Annotated in this window: 13 protein-coding genes; 11 read left to right on the top strand and 2 right to left on the bottom strand. The window is 62.5% G+C overall.

The features are described from left to right. The first annotated feature begins 147 nt into the window (after positions 1 to 147). The 3 genes from IVA82_RS01595 to IVA82_RS01585 all read left to right on the top strand — a co-directional run bounded on the left by IVA82_RS01595 (position 148) and on the right by IVA82_RS01585 (position 1,078). Positions 148 to 357 carry a response regulator gene (locus IVA82_RS01595; RefSeq protein WP_247384840.1) on the top strand — a complete coding sequence of 70 codons (210 nt, stop codon included), beginning with the start codon at positions 148 to 150 and terminating at the stop codon, positions 355 to 357. A gap of 218 nt (positions 358 to 575) precedes the next feature. Then, positions 576 to 731 (top strand): hypothetical protein, encoded by a 156-nt coding sequence (locus IVA82_RS01590; protein WP_247384839.1) that lies wholly within the window; start codon positions 576 to 578, stop codon positions 729 to 731. Between the two features lie 134 nt (positions 732 to 865). Next, entirely contained in the window at positions 866 to 1,078 is a 213-nt protein-coding gene (locus tag IVA82_RS01585; protein ID WP_247384837.1) for a hypothetical protein, read from the top strand. 39 nt (positions 1,079 to 1,117) lie between these two features. Here IVA82_RS01585 and IVA82_RS01580 read toward each other — a convergent pair whose 3' ends face one another. After that, positions 1,118 to 1,642: a hypothetical protein gene (locus tag IVA82_RS01580; protein WP_247384835.1), complete on the bottom strand. Its 525-nt coding sequence runs from the start codon at positions 1,640 to 1,642 to the stop codon at positions 1,118 to 1,120. A gap of 335 nt (positions 1,643 to 1,977) precedes the next feature. Between IVA82_RS01580 and IVA82_RS01575 the strand changes: the two genes are divergently transcribed. The 8 genes from IVA82_RS01575 (at position 1,978) to IVA82_RS01535 (ending at position 16,287) form a co-directional block, all read left to right on the top strand. Beyond that, positions 1,978 to 2,874 (top strand): 3'-5' exonuclease, encoded by an 897-nt coding sequence (locus IVA82_RS01575; RefSeq protein ID WP_256469600.1) that lies wholly within the window; start codon positions 1,978 to 1,980, stop codon positions 2,872 to 2,874. Between the two features lie 365 nt (positions 2,875 to 3,239). Continuing rightward, positions 3,240 to 3,422 (top strand): hypothetical protein, encoded by a 183-nt coding sequence (locus IVA82_RS01570; RefSeq protein ID WP_247384833.1) that lies wholly within the window; start codon positions 3,240 to 3,242, stop codon positions 3,420 to 3,422. A gap of 871 nt (positions 3,423 to 4,293) precedes the next feature. Next, positions 4,294 to 4,617 carry a PilZ domain-containing protein gene (locus IVA82_RS01565; protein ID WP_247384832.1) on the top strand — a complete coding sequence of 108 codons (324 nt, stop codon included), beginning with the start codon at positions 4,294 to 4,296 and terminating at the stop codon, positions 4,615 to 4,617. A gap of 27 nt (positions 4,618 to 4,644) precedes the next feature. Beyond that, positions 4,645 to 5,544, top strand: coding sequence for a hypothetical protein (locus IVA82_RS01560; RefSeq protein WP_247384831.1), 900 nt, complete (start codon positions 4,645 to 4,647; stop codon positions 5,542 to 5,544). A gap of 420 nt (positions 5,545 to 5,964) precedes the next feature. Then, complete coding sequence (locus IVA82_RS01555) at positions 5,965 to 7,671, top strand: methyl-accepting chemotaxis protein (RefSeq protein ID WP_247384830.1); 1,707 nt, start codon at positions 5,965 to 5,967, stop codon at positions 7,669 to 7,671. Between the two features lie 852 nt (positions 7,672 to 8,523). Further along, a complete protein-coding gene (locus IVA82_RS01545; RefSeq protein ID WP_247384829.1) occupies positions 8,524 to 10,044 on the top strand; it encodes a ShlB/FhaC/HecB family hemolysin secretion/activation protein in 1,521 nt (506 codons plus the stop codon). Beyond that, positions 10,008 to 14,885 carry a filamentous hemagglutinin N-terminal domain-containing protein gene (locus tag IVA82_RS01540; RefSeq protein WP_247384828.1) on the top strand — a complete coding sequence of 1,626 codons (4,878 nt, stop codon included), beginning with the start codon at positions 10,008 to 10,010 and terminating at the stop codon, positions 14,883 to 14,885. Before IVA82_RS01545 ends, IVA82_RS01540 begins: the two co-directional genes overlap by 37 nt. A gap of 163 nt (positions 14,886 to 15,048) precedes the next feature. Further along, the gene (locus IVA82_RS01535) at positions 15,049 to 16,287 is read left to right on the top strand and encodes a hypothetical protein (protein WP_247384827.1); all 1,239 of its coding nucleotides are present in this window, start codon (positions 15,049 to 15,051) and stop codon (positions 16,285 to 16,287) included. Here IVA82_RS01535 and groL read toward each other — a convergent pair. Further along, positions 16,284 to 17,927: a chaperonin GroEL gene (gene groL, locus IVA82_RS01530; RefSeq protein ID WP_247384826.1), complete on the bottom strand. Its 1,644-nt coding sequence runs from the start codon at positions 17,925 to 17,927 to the stop codon at positions 16,284 to 16,286. The two genes, IVA82_RS01535 and groL, sit on opposite strands and share 4 nt — an antisense overlap. Positions 17,928 to 18,074 lie beyond the last annotated feature (147 nt).

Here is an 18,074-nt window from a genome sequence, read left to right as displayed (position 1 = left end):
GCCACGCAGGCCACGCATTTGCGCGCAGCCTGACGAAGCAACGGTGCCGGACCGGCGTCGTTCCTCGCTGCGGGAAAAGCTCCGGACTCACGAATATTGCAGACTCCGGCTCCGGACGTCGTATGATCCGTGTCGGGGATTACAGGGATGATCGCATCGAGCACCGATCGGCCGATGTGTCCGGTATGCAAGCACCGGATGGCGTTGGCGCGCATCTCGCCTGGCGCACATGGCTCCGAAGAGCGCACGTTCGAGTGCTCGACCTGCGAGCGGACCGAAAAGATCTCGATCGTTGTGGATCCGATGAAGACGGACGCGGTCGGCTGGCTCGCCGGCGAGCTCAGACCGCCGAAGTGAAGCGGCTTCGGCCACTGCACTACGGTAAGCCGCCGACCGGCGTGGATCGTCAACGAGATCAGGCGCCCAAATAGATCCGCGCTCAGTCGTCACCGCACGACGATTGGGATTAATCTCTGCCCAGGCACCGACCACACCCGGTTGCGCGTGAGAGCCAGTTCACGCGCGATGACAGGAAAGCCTGCTACGGTCATCGTTTTCTTCGAGGAGATCGAAGCATGGATTGGGCGGCCAAGGCGCTGGCGAGCGCGACCGGCACGGATGTGGACGTCGAGCAATTCAAGACCGTCGCGATCTTCTGTGGCGCGGGTCTGCTGCTGTCCATGGCGGCGGCGATGACCTTCGGCCTCGAGCTCGGGGCCGCTCTCTCCTGAGTGAAGGATTGCCGCGAATGCGCGCAAGGTGGCTTCCGCGACCTCCTGAGCGGCCTCCGGAGAATGGCGCGTCTTGACTGCCCGGCCGCTCGTATACTCAACTACTCCGAGCAGTGATGTCGTGGGAGTGCGTCATGGAGCAGGAATTCTATCGAGGTCTCGCGCTGCGGGTCCGGGTCCTTGCCGAGAAGGCCGACCCGTTCACCCGCCGTCGTCTGCTGGATCTGGCCAAGCGGTACGACGCGGAGGGAGGCAGCTCGCGTCCCGCCAGCTCGCTGGAGCGCCCCCTGCCCGTGCCGCACGGGATGCCGCCGACCTCGATCTTCACCGGGCCCGGCGAGGCCTGACGCCCTGGGTGCCGGAGGTCACGTCCGGCCTGGGCGCGGTCAGGCCGGCGCCTCTTCCGCTATCGACACGTCATCCTCGGTGAGCTTCGTCTCCAGCCGAAGACTGTTCAGCTTGGCGCTGCGATGCCGAATCCTGGTGCCGCGCATCAGGACAAACTTGAACCGCTCGGCGATCAGCATCTGCAGGATCGGCGTCAGCGCGTCCCACGGGATGCCGATGTTGCCGTAGATCACGTCGCGGACGTCGAGCGTCCCGAGCGCGATCGGTTCGAACTCCTTGCGCCGGTCCCCGACGAGCTCCGGCGAGGGCAAGAGCTCCGGCGAGGGCAACAGCGCGATCTCAACCCTGTCCGTCTTCAGTGCCGTGGGCCGCAGCATCTTGCCCCGGATCTGGAGGTGGCGGAATTCGTCGTAGGGGCTGATAGGACGCGGGTCCATGTTGAGCGAAAACGAGTAGCCCGAGTCCCAGCCATCGATTTCGACCACGTAGTCGACGAACTCCTCGCGCCGCGAAGGGCGGCGCTTCTTCTTCGCGGGCTCCCTTGGCTTCGGGTCGTCCGCCATGGCTGGGATGTTGCCGTCCTGAATGACAGCCCAAGCTATCCGAGTCGGCTCGCGGCGGAAAACCTCCTAGCCGCCATCGGCGGCCGTCGCAGCGATCCGGCGAAGAGCGGCAAGCCGCCCCTCCGGAGCGACCAGGTCGGCGGCCCGCCTGTCGGACTTCCATTTGGGCGAGATCGGCCACGACGGGACGCCCGCAAACCGGCTGAATCGCATCAAACATGAGCCCAAAACGCCGTGAATCGTTCGTTTTTCAGCTACCTCGCGGCCGCCCATCCCGGTATTGTGCACCTCCACCGTGCCTGCCGGATCGGCTCACCCCTTTTCGAGAAGCGATGCTGTTTCAGGATACATCTGAGCTGGCCACGATGGCCAAGGCCTTGAGCCGTTCGGCGGACTATCGGGTACTCCGGCGGTTGGTGCCGCGCACGCCGTCGCTGCCAGCCACCGGGCAAGAGACCAGGATCGGCGTCCTGCTCGACACCGAGACGACCGGTCTCGATCATCGCAAGGACGAGGTCATTGAACTCGGGATGGTCAAATTTGACTACACGCCGGACGGCCGCATCGTCAGCGTCAGACACACGTTCTCCGCCTTCAACGAACCCTCCGAACCTATCCCGCCGGAGATAACCGCGTTTACCGGCATCACCGATGACATGGTGGCGGGCGATAGGATCGACGAGGCGGCAGTGAACGCCTTCGTCGGCGACGCGGTGATCGTCATCGCGCACAACGCGGGCTTCGACCGGAAATTCGCGGAGCGCTATTGGCCGGTTTTCGAGCAGAGAGCTTGGGGATGTTCCACGACCGAGGTCGATTGGCGCCGCCACGGATTCGATGGCGCTCGGCTCGGCTATTTGCTGAACGGTGCGGGCTTCTTTCACCAGGCGCACAGAGCGGTCGACGATTGCCACGCCCTCCTAGAAGTCCTCGATTTCGACTTGCCGACGACGGGCGCCCCGGCGCTCGCCGTCTTGTTGGAAACGGCCCGGCAGAAGACGATTCGAATCTGGGCGGAGCAGTCGCCTTTCGATCTCAAGGATTCCTTGAAGCGACGCGGCTACCGGTGGAGCGACGGCAGCGACGGCCTGCCCAGGTCCTGGTACGTCGACGTCTGCGAGGCCGCTCTGGACGACGAGATCGCGTTTTTGAAGGCGGAGATCTACCAGCGCGACGTCGAACCGCGCCTACAGACGCTGACCGCCTTCACGCGGTTTTCGGCAAGGGCTTAGGTCTCCTTAGGAGACCGAATCAGCTAAGCGCCCGGCTACAACCACATGCTCTCGATCGTCCATTGAAAAATCTTCCTATGGTTGCACTGATTCCACTGATTCGTATGCCCGCACTCTGGTTGATTGCACGTTGGGTTCATACATAATCGTCCATGAAAAGCCTATGGAAAGTATCTGAGGGGCTTGCTCCGCGAAGAGCAACGAGTGCCTCTGCACGGCAAGATCGCACTACCGATCGTTCTCGTCGGCGTGGCGCTCCTCTCGCCAGGCTGGAAGGACGCAGGCGTCGCGTACTATGGCCTGGGATTATAGCGAGCGCTTCGCGCTGATAGCATAGAATCAGGCGCCTGGCGGAGCGGAGACGCATGACCTTCAGCAAGTACCAATTCAGGGTCGAGCTGCGGCAGCTGATCGAGAAGCACATCAGTGCGTTCAGCACGTTCGAAGACTACGTCTTGATCACCGGGGAGATGGAAGAGGCCAAGCACAGGCTGGACATGGAGGCCGAGAAGTTCCCGGACGAGGAGATTGACGCCTGCGAATTGTAGCGAGCGCTTCGCGCTTATCTCTCCCTCGGCCCGGGTGCCGTTTCGTTCGAGGTTGGAAAAGAACTTGCCCTGGCGCGGAAAGCAATCGAGCAGAAGTCGCTGGTTTTGTGCTACCGAAATGGCGGCGCCGGGGCTGGCTCATTTCATCACCGAACACATCTTCCAAACCGGCGGGCCGCAGAGTGATCTGTGGCCATTTTGTTCGAGCTTCAACACGGAAATACGCAATCAATCGCGGGTTCGGGCTAGTCACTTTGCTCCTTTTGCCAGATATCGATAGGGTTTGGGCACCAATGCTCAATAAATAAGCGAACCACGTCCGACGTACAACCTTTGTTAACGATTTCGGCGTGAGATTGCACCATAGATTTATTTCAACCGACTCGGCTCTTTCTGGTCGGGCTCACGTATGAAGTTGCGCGGTCTGACTGGGCTGCTCCGTCGAGTTCTAATTTAGTTTTGCCATTCCTTTCAATCGCTTCCGACTGGGGAGCGACAACGACGGCTATTGGGGCACTCAATGTCTAAGGTCCTAAGGTTTCCTCGACCTGATGAACGGAGACCCGAACCGGATCGTTCGCTCCAGGAACCATCTGTCGTTCTGCCCAACATTGCTGCGCTGCTGTCGAGAGTGGAATCTCTCCAAATTCAAACCACCGATGATCTGCGCCTCGCCATCTTCATGCTCGATCTCGCAAACATGTGCATCCGATTGACTGTCGGCCAGATCCGAAATGGACTGACCAGAAAACAGTTGCTGGCCCAATCTGCGAAGATCGGTCAGCTCCTTGAGACTGCGCGTTGCGAGATGCAGCTATAAGTTTCAGGAAATGGCTACTTAAACTCGCCGCTGTTAGTTCGAGGACTCGCCATGAGGTGGAATAATCGAAAGGCGACCCGCGTTCAGTTTGAACGCAAGCACATGGTCAACATCATCGGAGTCGATGGCACATGGCGACGGAGTTGCATCCTCCTCGACGCTTCTGAAATCGGCGCCAAGCTTGAGGTAGAAGGCTCTATCGACGCACTCAAGGCACAGGAATTTTTCCTGCTTCTATCGTCCACCGGCCTGGCATTTCGCCGATGCGAGTTGGTTTGGGTCAACGGGGCGCACGTAGGCATCAGATTCGTCACCGAAAAGACGAAAAAGAAAGAGCGCCTGGGAAAGAATAATCATCTCGCTCCTGCGCAATGAGGCGAATGTTGTCGGCCAAGACCTTAGATGACCAAAAATCCAAAATGCAGCTTGTCTCGTCGCGAACGATCGCGAGTAAGCCGCTCAACGGAGGCGGCCATTATGCTTGTACATGTTCTGGCTGACAATGCAGCCAAGTTGTCTGATCTTTGTCGCGTCCTTGACCGCAGATTTCGCATAGCGGCGGAACGGCTGGATGTCGATGCAAATCTTTCGCAGGTGCCACGCGCTGTCGTTGTCCGCGCCGACCTACGCCTCGTCGAGAACATCGCGGCTCTAAAGAGGAGAAGTGCCCGACTAACCAAGATCCCCAAGCGCATATTCCTAGTCGAAGAGCCGTCTCACGTCTGTATCTCGCAGGCCTATGCTCTAGGAGCCACGCTCGCGCTGCCAGGCACCGTCAATCCGGCCAAACTGTTTGCTGCTTTGGCAGATCCCGCAAACGCTGAAAGCGCCTTGCTAACTGGCGAGCCGCAGAGAGACCATGCGATTGAGGTCGCCGCTACTGCCATTGGATCAATGTTTACTGCGGTGTCCTTGGGCGAGCCGATAGATGTGATCGGGACGAAAGAAGCTGGGAGAAAAATCGCCGATCGCATCGCGGAGCGCGGCCTGGCTGAATGGCTCGCGACCGTGCGGCGCCATCACGAGGGGACCTATCAGCACTGCCTCCTCGTTACCGGGATAGCCATCGACTTTGGAGGCCGCAAGCCGGCATCCCCTTTCGGCCTGCGCCAGCAACTTCGCTCTCTGGTCCTCCATGGGACTATAACCACGCCTGCGCGCTCCGGTTGCCGACGGTTGGGCGCGCGGCTTTCTTTCGCACCCGGCACAAGGGGGCCTGGAGCTTCTCGCGCTCCTTTCCCACCGGGCATCTTCGCCTTGCCAAGGCCCGCCCGACGGGTATCGATCAATGAAGCAGAATAGCTCTCACATGCATGGTCGTCGTAATCGCGGTCGGAGCGTACTTTCTGTACGACGATGGATCTTCTGTGCTTTAACTCTGAACGACGGAAGGCAGCAGGCTAGCTAGCTGTTCCCCGTCCAAGTCAGGTTTTGGCCCCTTCGCATCGTTTGATTTGGTGCAGCGATCTGTCTGCGGTTCGGGGCAGACCGGAAGTGACACGGCGCTTGTCAAACCGGCGCTGTTGACCCATCTCGGAAATCGACCCCGCCTCCGCAGCCGCGCGATAGCACTGGCTCTCGGACGCATCCAAACAGCGAGCTTTTTGAGAATACCGGTTCTCGTAGTTCTACGGGCGTCGCCCTTAACGCGACAGAAACCGAGATGAAACAAAATTGATGCCTGTTGCTGGCGAATCCATTTCCGCGTCTTCGGGGTCGACAATGCATTTCTTGGGCCGCTTTCGCATTCTGACCAAAATCCTTGCCATTGTCGTTCTCCTAAGCGGCATCGCCGCAACCATGGCCTATCTCGGCATCTCCGCGCTTGGCGATCTGAGCGAGAAGGCCGATGTCATGGCGACGGCAGCCAACCGCGCCCTGCTCGCGGCGCGAGCCAACCAGAACGTGCTCGCACTCAATCGCGCGGAGTTTCGCAGTGCGCTGGATCCGCGCGATGAGAACCGCCTCGCAGCGCGAGAGGTGATCGAGACCGAGCTCAAGCAGTATCAGGAACGCTTTGACGAGGTGAGCAGGACGCCGGACGAGAAAGCGCAGGCCCTGCTTCCCGCGGCTCGCGATGCGTTTTCCGCGTATAAGGCCCAGATGGGCGCGACCTTGGCGGCGATCGATGCGGAGAAATCTACAAAGCTGACCGAATCAGCGGAAAGATTGCGGGAGACCGCGATGAAGAGCCGAGCGGCGGCCGAGAATCTGAAAGCCAAGATCCGTGACCTGGCCGATCGCCTGAACGCCCGCGTCGAAGAGAAGAGCAAGGAAGCGCGCGATCAATACCAATCGACCTCGCGCCTGCTGTTGATTCTAGCCTTAAGCGGCATCGTTTTGGGTGGCGTGACGGGCTTCGTCATTGGGCAATTCGGGGTCGCCGGGCCCATCCGAAGCATCGTCGCCCTGCTGCAGCAACTCGCTGCCGGCAAGTACGACGCCGAAATCCACAGTGCCGATCGCAAGGATGAGGTCGGTGACGTCGCTAAGGCGGCGGTCGTCTTCAAGGAAAACGGCCTCGCCAAGATCCGCATGGAAGCCGAGCAGAAGGAGGCCGAACAGCGTACCGCCGCCCAGCGCCGAGAGGACATGCTGGAGCTCGCGAACCGCTTCGAAGGCGCAGTCGGTGAGATCATTGACACTCTCTCGTCGGCGTCAACAGAGCTGGAAGCCTCCGCAACAACGCTGACGTCGACTGCAGAGCGCGGTCAGACGCTTGCCACCACCGTCGCAGCAGCATCCGAAGAAGCCTCCACCAACGTGCAGTCGGTGGCCTCGGCCACTGAAGAGCTGTCGTCCTCGGTCAACGAGATCAGCCGCCAAGTTCAGGAATCAGCGCGCATGGCCAGGGAGGCCGTGGATCAGGCGCGCCGAACCAATGACCGCGTCGGCGAACTGTCAACGGCCGCCAGCCGCATCGGCGACGTGGTCGAGCTGATCAACACCATTGCCGGCCAGACCAATTTGCTCGCGCTCAACGCCACCATCGAGGCCGCGCGCGCGGGCGAGGCCGGCCGGGGCTTTGCGGTGGTCGCCTCCGAGGTCAAGGCGCTCGCCGAGCAGACCGCAAAGGCCACCGGCGAAATCGGCCAGCAGATTTCCGGCATCCAGGGGGCGACCCAGGATTCGGTCGGTGCGATCAAGGAAATCTCCGGCATCATCGAGAAGCTGTCAGAAATCGCCTCGACGATCGCAGCTGCGGTCGAAGAGCAGGGCGCGGCGACCCAGGAAATCTCCCGCAACGTGCAGCAGGCGGCGCAGGGCACGCAGCAGGTTTCCGCCAACATCACCGATGTACAACGCGGTGCCACTGAGACCGGATCTGCCTCCTCACAGGTGCTCTCGGCCGCGCAGCTGCTGTCATCCGACAGCAATCGGCTAAAGCTCGAAGTCGGGAAGTTCTTGAATTCGGTGCGCGCGGCCTGATCACAAGGCCAACTCCAAGCGAGCCGGCCTGATTATTCTTGCGGCTGATATCCGCCTTTGCGCAGGCGAAGTAGCCGCACCTCTTCAGATGGTCCGCTCACCGAGGTATGGCAGACGAGATTTGCTCAGGTTGCCGGCGTAGATGAACTCGTTGCCCTTCTGCCGACCGACAAAGAGGCGATCCCATTTGCTGCCGTCCAGGGCGAAGCCGGCGACGGCCAGCGTCTCGCGGTGGGCGCAAGGTCTACCAGCTCAAGGGCAAGTCCGAGGACCTCGACGGCGTCATGGTTCAATCCCGAAGGGCAAGCCGCTCGCCTCATCAAGCTGCCTGAGTGCTGCGAAAACCTCTGCTTCGCCGGCCCAAGAACAACCGTATCTAGATAGCCAGCTGCCACTCCATCTAGGCGCTCTACGTGCAGGCGCCTGGGGCGGAGTAGCGCGTGAATTGCAGCGCATGTCCGTGGGACTACGGACATGCGCCGTGATGCGTTTGCATCATGATACCCTCTCGCAACGAAGCGGTATCCAATCCTCGATTTGGAACGCTTTGTTAAAGTTAACGTGGCAATTTTGCACACAGATCAATTTTTGAGGTGCGCGCTTGAAGATGTTCTCGGGTGCGATTGGCTTGCGAATATTGCCCGAGAATCTCCAATGCTCCATCGCTGCCTTCGCATCGCGATCTGCACAGGAGTAGGCGTGGGATCTCCCGTCGGATTGACGGCCCGCGCGCAAGTCACTGCGCCAAGTCAGCTCACACCACAGGATATGCGTCCTCCCGCTCTGACGGGCGAACAGACGGCGATTCTTCCGGGAGCGTCGGTCGCCGCGCCCCCGGCTGGCGATCACAGCATGACGTTCCTGCCGCGCGAGGTGCGCATCGACGGCGAGTTTGCCGAGCTCGCCGCTACCGGCAAAACCCTGACCATGGCACTGAGCGGACGACGGGTCAGCGTGACCGACATCTACGCCGTCGCATCCGCGCTGGAGCGCACCTATCACAAAGCCGGCTATCCGGTCGTGCGTGTTGCGGTGCCGCCGCAACGCCTCGTCGATGGTGGCGTGCTGCGGCTCATCGTGATCGATGGCTTCATCGAGGCGGTCAATGTCGACGGCGTGCCGGCGCGTGCCCGATCGGTCGTTGCGGCTCGCACCGCCAGGTTGGTCGGTCGCCGGCATTTGCGGCTTGCCGAGCTCGAGCGGGCGTTGCTGGTCGCCGGCGACCTGCCGGGCCTCGCGCTCCGGAGCACGTTGACGCGGGGCGATCGCGAGGGCGGCACCAAGCTGCTCCTCGATGGTGAGCATCGGCTGGTTTCAGCATCGGCAGGCGTCGACGATCGGCTACCGGCTTCGGTCGGCGCGTGGCAGCTTCGCGGCACGATGGGCGTCAACAGCGCGCTGGGATTGGGAGAACAGGTCTACGGCTCGATCGGCCTCGGGACGAACCTCGAAGCCGCAGCACAGGGGCGTGCACCGCTGGTAGTCTATGGCGGAGGCGTGGTCATTCCAATCGGTGTCGAGGGGCTGACCGTCAATCCCGAATACACGCACTCGACGACGCGGACGCCGCAGGCGCAAGGTGTGGTCGGCTCGCTCGGCACCTTCGAGCGCGTCGCCGTCAGGCTGCGTGCGCCGATCAGCCTGACGCGGGCATCGTCGCTCTACGCGAATGCGTCAGTCGAGCAAGTCGACCAGCAGATCGGTGCACCGGTCTTCGGCGTGATGCTGAGCCATGACCGTTATGCCGTCGCACGCTTTGGCCCAGACTATGCGGCAACGCTGCCATGGGGCGCCTGCATCCAGGCGGGTATGACATTGTCGGGCGGGCTTGGCGGCCGGGACGTGCTTGATGTCGCTTCATCCGGGGTTCCGCTGTCGCGGCTCGGTGCGAGCCCGGATTTCACCAAGGTGACGGGCAGCTTTCATCTGGCCCAGCCGATGCCATGGGGCACTCGCTGGGACCTGATCGGTACGGGACAGACAACCTTCAACAAACCGATGCTGCGCTCGGAGCAGCTCTCGCTCGAGGGCGCCGATGCCGTTTCCGCCTTTGCGTCGGGTACGTTGACGGCCGACCAGGGCGTGACGCTGCGCAGCGAATGGTCCCGCCCGTTCAGGCTCGACGCGGTCCGCACAACGCTGTCGCCTTATGTCTTCGGTGCAGCCGGCCGCGGCTGGCTCGCGAACGCGACTGTGGTGGAACGCCCGGCATTCAATGCCGGCTCGGTCGGCATCGGCGTGCGCGGCATCGCCGACGCCGTCGGCGTGCTGCCGGGATCCTCGCTCGGCCTGGAGGCCGCGCGCGGCCTCACGGACCTGCTGGGAGCAAGACTCGGATGGCGCGCCAACGCCATCGCCTCAATGGCCTATTGATGCCGGCCCATCGTCCCAGGACGACGCTACCGCTGGATCGCGCAACAGCCGTGGCGCTGCTGCTCTGTTCGCCGATCATGGCCTGGGGCACGCAGGCCTATGCGCAGGTCGTGATGCCGCAGGGCGGAAAGGTTGTCTCCGGCCAGGCCAGGATCGACGCCGCCGGCAACACACTCACGATCACGCAGAGTTCCTCGAGATCGGTGATCGACTGGAATGGCTTCTCGATCGGGGAAAAGGGCGCTGTCAATTTCGTCCAGCCCAGTGCCGGTTCGGCCACGCTGAACCGGGTCACCGGGCAGACGTCCTCGGTGATTTCAGGCAGGATCAGCGCGAACGGTCAGGTCTTTCTGGTCAATCCGAACGGCATTGCCATCACCTCGACCGGAACGGTCCAGGTAGGCGGCGGCTTTGTGGCCTCGACGCTCGACATCGACACGGCTGATTTCAATGCCGGACGCCTCGGCTTCGTCGGCAAGGGTGGGTCCGCGGCGGTCAGCAATGCCGGGGCGATCTCGTCCGCTCCGGGATCTTTTGTCGGATTGATCGGCGGCACCGTGTCGAACAGCGGCACGATCAACGTGCCGTTGGGTCGGGTCGGACTTGGCTCGGGAGAGATGGTGACTCTCAATCCGACCGGCGACGGCTTTCTTCAGGTCGCGATTCCTACCAACGCGACCGCCGGCAACAGCCGCGCACTGATCGCTGTCACCGGCCGCATCAAGTCGACTGGCGGGCGTGTCGAGATCAAGGCTGCGACGGCGCAGCAACTGGTGCGCGACGTCGTCAATGTGTCGGGCAGCGTGACGGCGCGGAGCGTCAGGGGACGCAGCGGAAATATCATCCTCGATGGCGGCGATGGCGGTGCGGTCACCGTCTCCGGCAGGCTGTCGGCCAATGGCGACCGCGCGAGCAAGGGCGGCGTCATCGTGGCGACCGGCCGCAAGGTGACGTTGACATCGACCGCGCGCGTGTCCGCCGATGGCGCCGCTGGCGGCGCGGTCCTGATCGGCGGCGACATGCGCGGCGGCAGGGATTCCGCCGCAATGCTCGTGAGCATGCCGGTGCGGACCGCGGCGACGACGTCGATCGACGAGGGCGCGACCGTCTCGGCCAACGGACGCGCGGGCGCCGGCGGCAATGTCGTGATCTGGTCCGATGCCGTGACCAACTTTCGGGGCACGATCTCCGCGACTGCGACCGGCTCGGGGGCCGGCGGCGCGGTAGAAGTCTCCAGCCATGGCGTGCTCGGCTACGACGGACGGGTCGACGTCACCGCAGCCAGCGGCATCACAGGGACGCTGCTGCTCGATCCCTACAACGTGACGATATCGACCGGCGGCAACAGCAACATGTCCGGCAGCACGCCCTTCACGCCGTCGGGCAACAGCTCCGTGCTCAACGTGACGACGTTGCAGAATGCGCTGGCGACGGCCAATGTCACGGTAAACACCGGCAGCTCCGGCGCACAGAGCGGCGACATCACGGTCGCCAATGCGGTGACCTGGAGCAGCAGCCATTCGCTCACTTTGACGTCGGCGCGCGATATTGTCGTCAACGCCAACATCACGACCAATGGCGGCGCGCTCACGCTGAACGCAGGCCGCGGCGTCACCGTCACCAACGCGACCATCAACACATCAGGCGGCGGTCTGACCGTAACAGGCAGCACCGCCGATGGCACCACGGGCATCACGCTCAACGGCGCCACCATCAGCGTTGGGACCGGTACGGCGACGCTGACGGGCACGGCGACCAATGGTAAGGGCGTCTTCTTCACCACTGCTGCCAATACGCTCACCGCAAGCGGTGCGGGCTCGATCACCATCACAGGGAACTCGAGTACGACCGTCACCAACTACGGCGTGGCGCTCAACACGAATCTCACGACGTCGGGCACGGTTTCGATCTCCGGCACCAACAACGGTTCTGCGTCGCAGGCTTACGGGCTCTACGTCAACGGCGGCAACACCATCACCGCCAGCTCGGGCAATCTGACCTTGAGCGGCACCTCCACGCCGGCCAACGGGGTCTGGTTCAATTCCGCGACGACGACGCTGACCAATTCGGGCGCGGGAACGCTCGCGCTCAATGGTACCAGCGGGAGTCACAACGGCATCAGGATGAACACCAGCACGGGCCTGATCACGTCAGGTACCGTCACGCTGACGGGCAGCTCGACCAGCGGCTCGGGATTCTCTGCCAAGGGCAGCAACACGCTGACGGTGTCGAGCGGCAATCTGACCATCAGCGGCGCGACCAGTTCCGGATCTCTCGGGATCGACCTGTCGTCGAGCGGCAATACGCTCACCAACAGCGGCAGCGGCACGCTGACGTTCAGCGGCATCGGCGGCACCGATCTCGCTGCGACCATCACGTCCTCTTCAGGCATTCTTGCGATCGGTGATACTAGCGCCGTGACGCAGTCGGGAGGAACGATCACCGCCGGCAGCCTCCTGCTGTCAGGCGGCGGGAGCTTCGCGCTCGGCCAGGCCAATCTGGTCGGCACGATTGCGGCGACCGGAATCGGCTCGATGTCCTTCGTCGACAATCAACGCCTGAGCATCGGTACCGTTTTGGGCACATCGGGCATTTCCGCGCTGGCGTCGGCAAGCATCACGATCACGACCAGCGGCACCAGCGACATTACGGTTGCCAGCGCGGTGAGCGGAAGTAGCGGCAATGCGGTCAGCTTGACGGCCGGGCGGGATATTCTTGTCAATGTCGGCATGACGACCAATGGCGGAGCGCTCGCGCTCAATGCTGGCCGCGCCGTCAGTATCGACAATGCGACCATCTTGACTTCAGGCGGCAATCTGACGGCAAGCGGCACGACGACCGATAGCACCACGGCCGTCACGCTCAAGGGCGCCACGATCAATGTCGGCGGCGGCACGGCGACCTTGAGTGGAACAGGTTCGACGTCTGGCCTCGGTGTATGGTTCAAGAGCACCGCCAGTGCCCTGAGTGCGAGCGGCGGCGGGTCGATCGCCGTCACCGGTCAATCCGGCAGCGCCAATGGCGTGCAAGTCGATGCAAATCTGACGACATCCGGGACGGTCTCCCTATCGGGAACGTCGAACATCGCAACCGGCGTGCAGCTCGGGGCGGCGACGTTCAATGTCGCGAGCGGCAATGTCACGGTCAATGGCACGTCCAGCGCCGCCACCGGCTCAGGATCAACCATCGGAACGCGGTTTGCCGGTGCGACGGTGAGCAATTCAGGCAGTGGGGCTCTCACGATCCTGGGTACATCGAGCGACGCCGGCACGGCCAACTCCGGGAGCGCGGGAGTGCTGTGGAGCGGAACGAGCTCGCTCGCCAATTCCGGCGGAGGCAGCCTTTCGATCAGCGGCACGAATTCGTCCGGCTATGGTGCCGAAGGGAGGACCTCGGCGACGCTGGCTACATCGGGCACGATGTCGATCTCGGGGACATCGACTGCTGGGTATGGATTTTTCCTTGCCACCGCCACCACCGTGACGGCATCCACCGGAAACCTGGCCCTGTCGGGCAGCTCGAGCTCGAATATCGCCATGAGACTGCGGGGCAGTTCGATCACGAACAACGGCACGGGAACGCTGGCGCTGAGTGCGTCCGGCAATACTGACCTCCACGAATCGATGTCCTCGACCAGCGGGCTGCTGAGCCTTTCACAAAGCGGAGCCATGACCCAGGCGAGCGGAACGATCACCGCGACCAACCTGCTGCTCTCCGGCTCGAACGGGACCTTCACCCTCACTGCCAGCGGAAACAGTATTGGGACCCTTGCGGCGAATGCCGGCAGTGTTGCGGTGACCGACGGCACGTCACTCACGATCGGGACAATCGCGGGAACGTCGGGCGTCAACGCGACGGGCACCGCGACGATTCAAACGTCAGGCGATCTCACCCTCGCGTCCGGTGCGCGCGTCAGCGCCATGAGCCCGATCCTCTCGGCCGCCGGTGCATTCGTCAACAGTGCCGGCAGCAGTGCCGTAACGGCCAGATCCGGAAGGTGGCTGATCTACTCCAGCACGCCCGGCTCGGATATGTTTGGCGGGCTGGACAGCGCCAACACGGCGATCTGGAATGCGACCTATGCGACGCTTCCGCCGGCCAGCGTCACCGCCTCGGGCAATCGATATCTGTTTGCCTACCAGCCGACGCTGACTTTCACGTCGACAAATGCCACCAAGACATATGGCGCGGATGCGACTTCCGCGATCGCGTCGAGCTACAGCGTGTCCGGATATCAGAGCGGCGTCAGCGGCGCTTTCGTTGGCGACAGCGCGAGCTCCGTGTTCACCGGCAATCCCGTCGTGACGTCGAGCGGGTCGGCTGCGAGCGCCTCCGTCAGCGGAGGTCCTTATGCCATCACGGTCGCGCAGGGGTCGTTGGGGACGATATCGGGCTACGGGCTGGCGGTCAGCAGTCCGGGCGCCCTGACGGTCAATCCCGCGCCGGTGACGGTGACCGCGCTCAATGGTTCTTCGATCTACGGCGCCTCGTCGTCAAATCCGGGATTGTCGGCGACTGGTCTCCAGAACGGTGAGAGCGCCAGCGTGCTGACCGGTCTCTCCAACTCGTTCGGCATCAGCAAGACGAGTGCTGCCGGCAGCTACGTGCTCAGCGTGACCGGCACGCTTGCCAATCCGAACTACGTTGTGGCCGGCACCGTCTCCGGAACCTGGCTGGTCTACTCGGTTCCTGCAGCGGTGTCGCTTCCACCGGAGCGGCCTGGCATTGACCTTCCCATGAACGCCAGGCGCAATTGCGGTCGTCGTTTAAATCGACTGTGCTTCGAAGGTTGGGAGAATATCGAACCGCGCGCCGGAGGACTGCGCTTGTCGACACGGTAGCCGCGTCGTTCCATGACGCGATCAAACTCTCTCCCGAATTCCTGCAAATCTCTGCCATCTACCAAAGGTAGATCGCTCCCGGTGAAGCGTGGTCAACAACGCGTCTTGCAAGAAGTTCTGCAGGCGTCAGGCCCGTTTCCGACAATGAACTGGGAGTTACGCCATGCAACATCTGCCCAGCGACACCATCGATGTTCTGCTCGACCAGTTTGGTCAAATTGAAACCTTCACCGGAGATCCGAACTTTCCGACCACCACGGACACCTGGGGCGGCAACGACACCGTGACCGCAACCCTCACCGAGCCCGAAGCAGAGGTCACGATCTTCGGCGACGACAACACGACATTGCATGGCCAGTCCCACGGCGGCAACGATACGCTCACGGTCAATTTAGGCTATGGCTGGAACGCCGCCCTCGTGATCGGCGATGCCCAGGCGATGACCGACAACGCCAGCGGCGGCAACGACACAATCGATGCCGAGGACCGTACGATGTACACCAACGTGCATGCTTTCGGTGACGTCGCTGGCGACATGTCGGGCAGTTCGCACGGCGGCAGTGACACCATCACCGGCGCGCTGGGTTGGCGAAGCTCCGACAATGTGTACGCCGGCGATTCCGGCGGTTCCAAGAGCGGCACAGCGCAGGGCGGCAATGACACACTCGAGATCAGTCTGAATACCATGGAGGGCTTTGCGACAGCCAGCGGCGATGCCATCGGCTCCATCAGCGGCGATGCGCATGGCGGCAACGACAACATCACCTTCACCTTCGGCACCGACATTGTCTGGACCGGCGGATTTGCGTACGGAGATTCGGCGACCTCACCGACAATGCCCAAGGGGGAGATGACATTCTCACCCTTGAGACCGGTGGCCCCGACACCCTCCACCTCACGAACCCAGCGCTCTACGGCGATGCTCCGACCACCGGCGGAGCAACCAACGATTTCCTGTATGGCGATGCGAAGGTCTATAACCCCGCAACACCGGGCTCGATCGCCGGCGGCAGGGATATCCTCAACGGCGGCACCGGCGATGACGAGCTTTCGGGCGGAGGAAACAGCGACACCTTCGTCTTCAACACCGGATCCGGTAATGACCTCATCACCGACTTCGATCAAGGCAACAAGGCGGTCGGCAGCAAAGTCCGTTGCTTTTGAGCTAGCGAACCCGACTATCACATCGCCAAGGGGTAGCAGTTCGCTCGCCGGGAGCCCTCGCCGCATATTTCTGGATGGTCCAGTCCGGATTGTCACGCCATTCCTGAAATCGGCGTCGTCCAAATGTCGCGTGCCCCTATGCGGTCACCTCCGTGCGGCTGGCGTCGTCGAGATAGAAAGGCCGGGCATCGCTGCCGGACCTTTCCGTTTCTTTCGAGCGCTGAACGGTTGTCCTTAGAAATCCATGCCGCCCATGCCGCCGCCACCCGGAGGCATGCCGCCGGTACCGGCGTTCTTCTTCGGCACTTCAGCCACCATGGCTTCGGTGGTGATAAGGAGCGCCGCAACGGACGCCGCGTTCTGGATCGCCACGCGAACCACCTTGGTCGGATCGATGATGCCCTTGGAGACCAGGTTGCCGTACTCGCCCGTTTGCGAGTCGAAGCCGTAGGCGTACTGGTCCTTTTCCAGAATCTTGCCGATGATAACGGAACCGTCTTCGCCTGCGTTGATCGCGATCTGGCGGGCCGGGTAGGACAGCGCCTTGCGCACGATCTCAACGCCGGTCTTCTGGTCGTCGTTCTTGGTGCGAAGACCCTTGAGGTGCTCGGCGGCACGCAGCAGCGCGACGCCGCCGCCCGGGACGATGCCTTCCTCGACCGCGGCGCGGGTCGCGTGCATCGCGTCATCCACGCGGTCCTTGCGCTCCTTCACCTCGACCTCGGTCGCGCCGCCGACGCGGATCACCGCGACGCCGCCAGCGAGCTTGGCGAGACGCTCCTGGAGCTTCTCACGGTCGTAGTCCGAGGTGGTCTCCTCGATCTGCGCCTTGATCTGCGACACGCGCGCCTCGATGTCAGCCTTCTTGCCGGCACCGCTGACGATCGTGGTATTCTCCTTGTCGATCATCACCTTCTTGGCGCGACCGAGCATGTTGAGCGTGACGTTCTCGAGCTTGATGCCGAGGTCTTCCGAGATCGCCTGGCCGCCGGTCAGGATCGCGATGTCCTGCAGCATGGCCTTGCGGCGATCGCCGAAGCCCGGCGCCTTGACGGCCGCGACCTTCAGGCCGCCGCGTAGGCGATTCACCACCAGCGTGGCCAAGGCCTCGCCTTCGACGTCTTCGGCGATAATCACGAGGGGCTTGCCGCTCTGCACCACGGCTTCGAGCAAGGGAAGCAATTCATTCAATTGAGATAGCTTCTTCTCGTTGATCAGAACGTAGGCATCCTCCATTTCAACGCGCATCTTGTCGGCATTGGTGACGAAGTAGGGAGAGATATAGCCGCGGTCGAACTGCATGCCCTCGACGACTTCGAGTTCGGTCTCGAGCGACTTGGCTTCCTCCGCCGTGATGACACCTTCGTTGCCGACCTTCTTCATGGCGTCGGCGATGAACTTGCCGATCTCGGCGTCGCCGTTGGCCGAGATGGTGCCGACCTGGGCGATCTCGTCGTTCGAAGTGACCTTCTTGGAGTTCTTGACGAGGTCGGCGACCACAGCTTCCACTGCCAGGTCGATGCCGCGCTTCAGATCCATCGGGTTCATGCCGGCGGCAACTGACTTGGCGCCTTCACGGACGATCGCAGCCGCGAGCACGGTCGCAGTGGTGGTGCCGTCGCCGGCCGCGTCAGCGGACTTGGAGGCGACTTCGCGCACCATCTGCGCGCCCATGTTCTCGAACTTGTCCTCGAGCTCGATCTCCTTGGCGACGGTGACGCCGTCCTTGGTGATGCGGGGAGCGCCGAACGACTTGTCGAGCACGACATTGCGGCCCTTCGGGCCGAGCGTGACCTTCACCGCGTTGTGGAGAATGTCGACGCCGCGCAGCATGCGGTCGCGGGCGTCGACACCGAATTTGACTTCTTTGGCTGACATGATGATCTCCGTTTTCAGGTAGTCACACCCCAGCGGCCGCATGAACAAGCGGGCTCTTGAGGGATGAGATTCGAATTGCGGGCCTTATCCTTCGAGAACCCGGCTGCGCCGAGGCCCCAGGATGAGGAGAACTGGCTGGCGCTTACG

The sequence above is a fragment of the Bradyrhizobium sp. 142 genome (assembly GCF_023074015.1).
Lineage (GTDB): Bacteria > Pseudomonadota > Alphaproteobacteria > Rhizobiales > Xanthobacteraceae > Bradyrhizobium.
The sequence above is the reverse complement of the archived record's forward strand: the minus strand, read 5'-3'. Positions and strand labels throughout refer to the sequence as shown.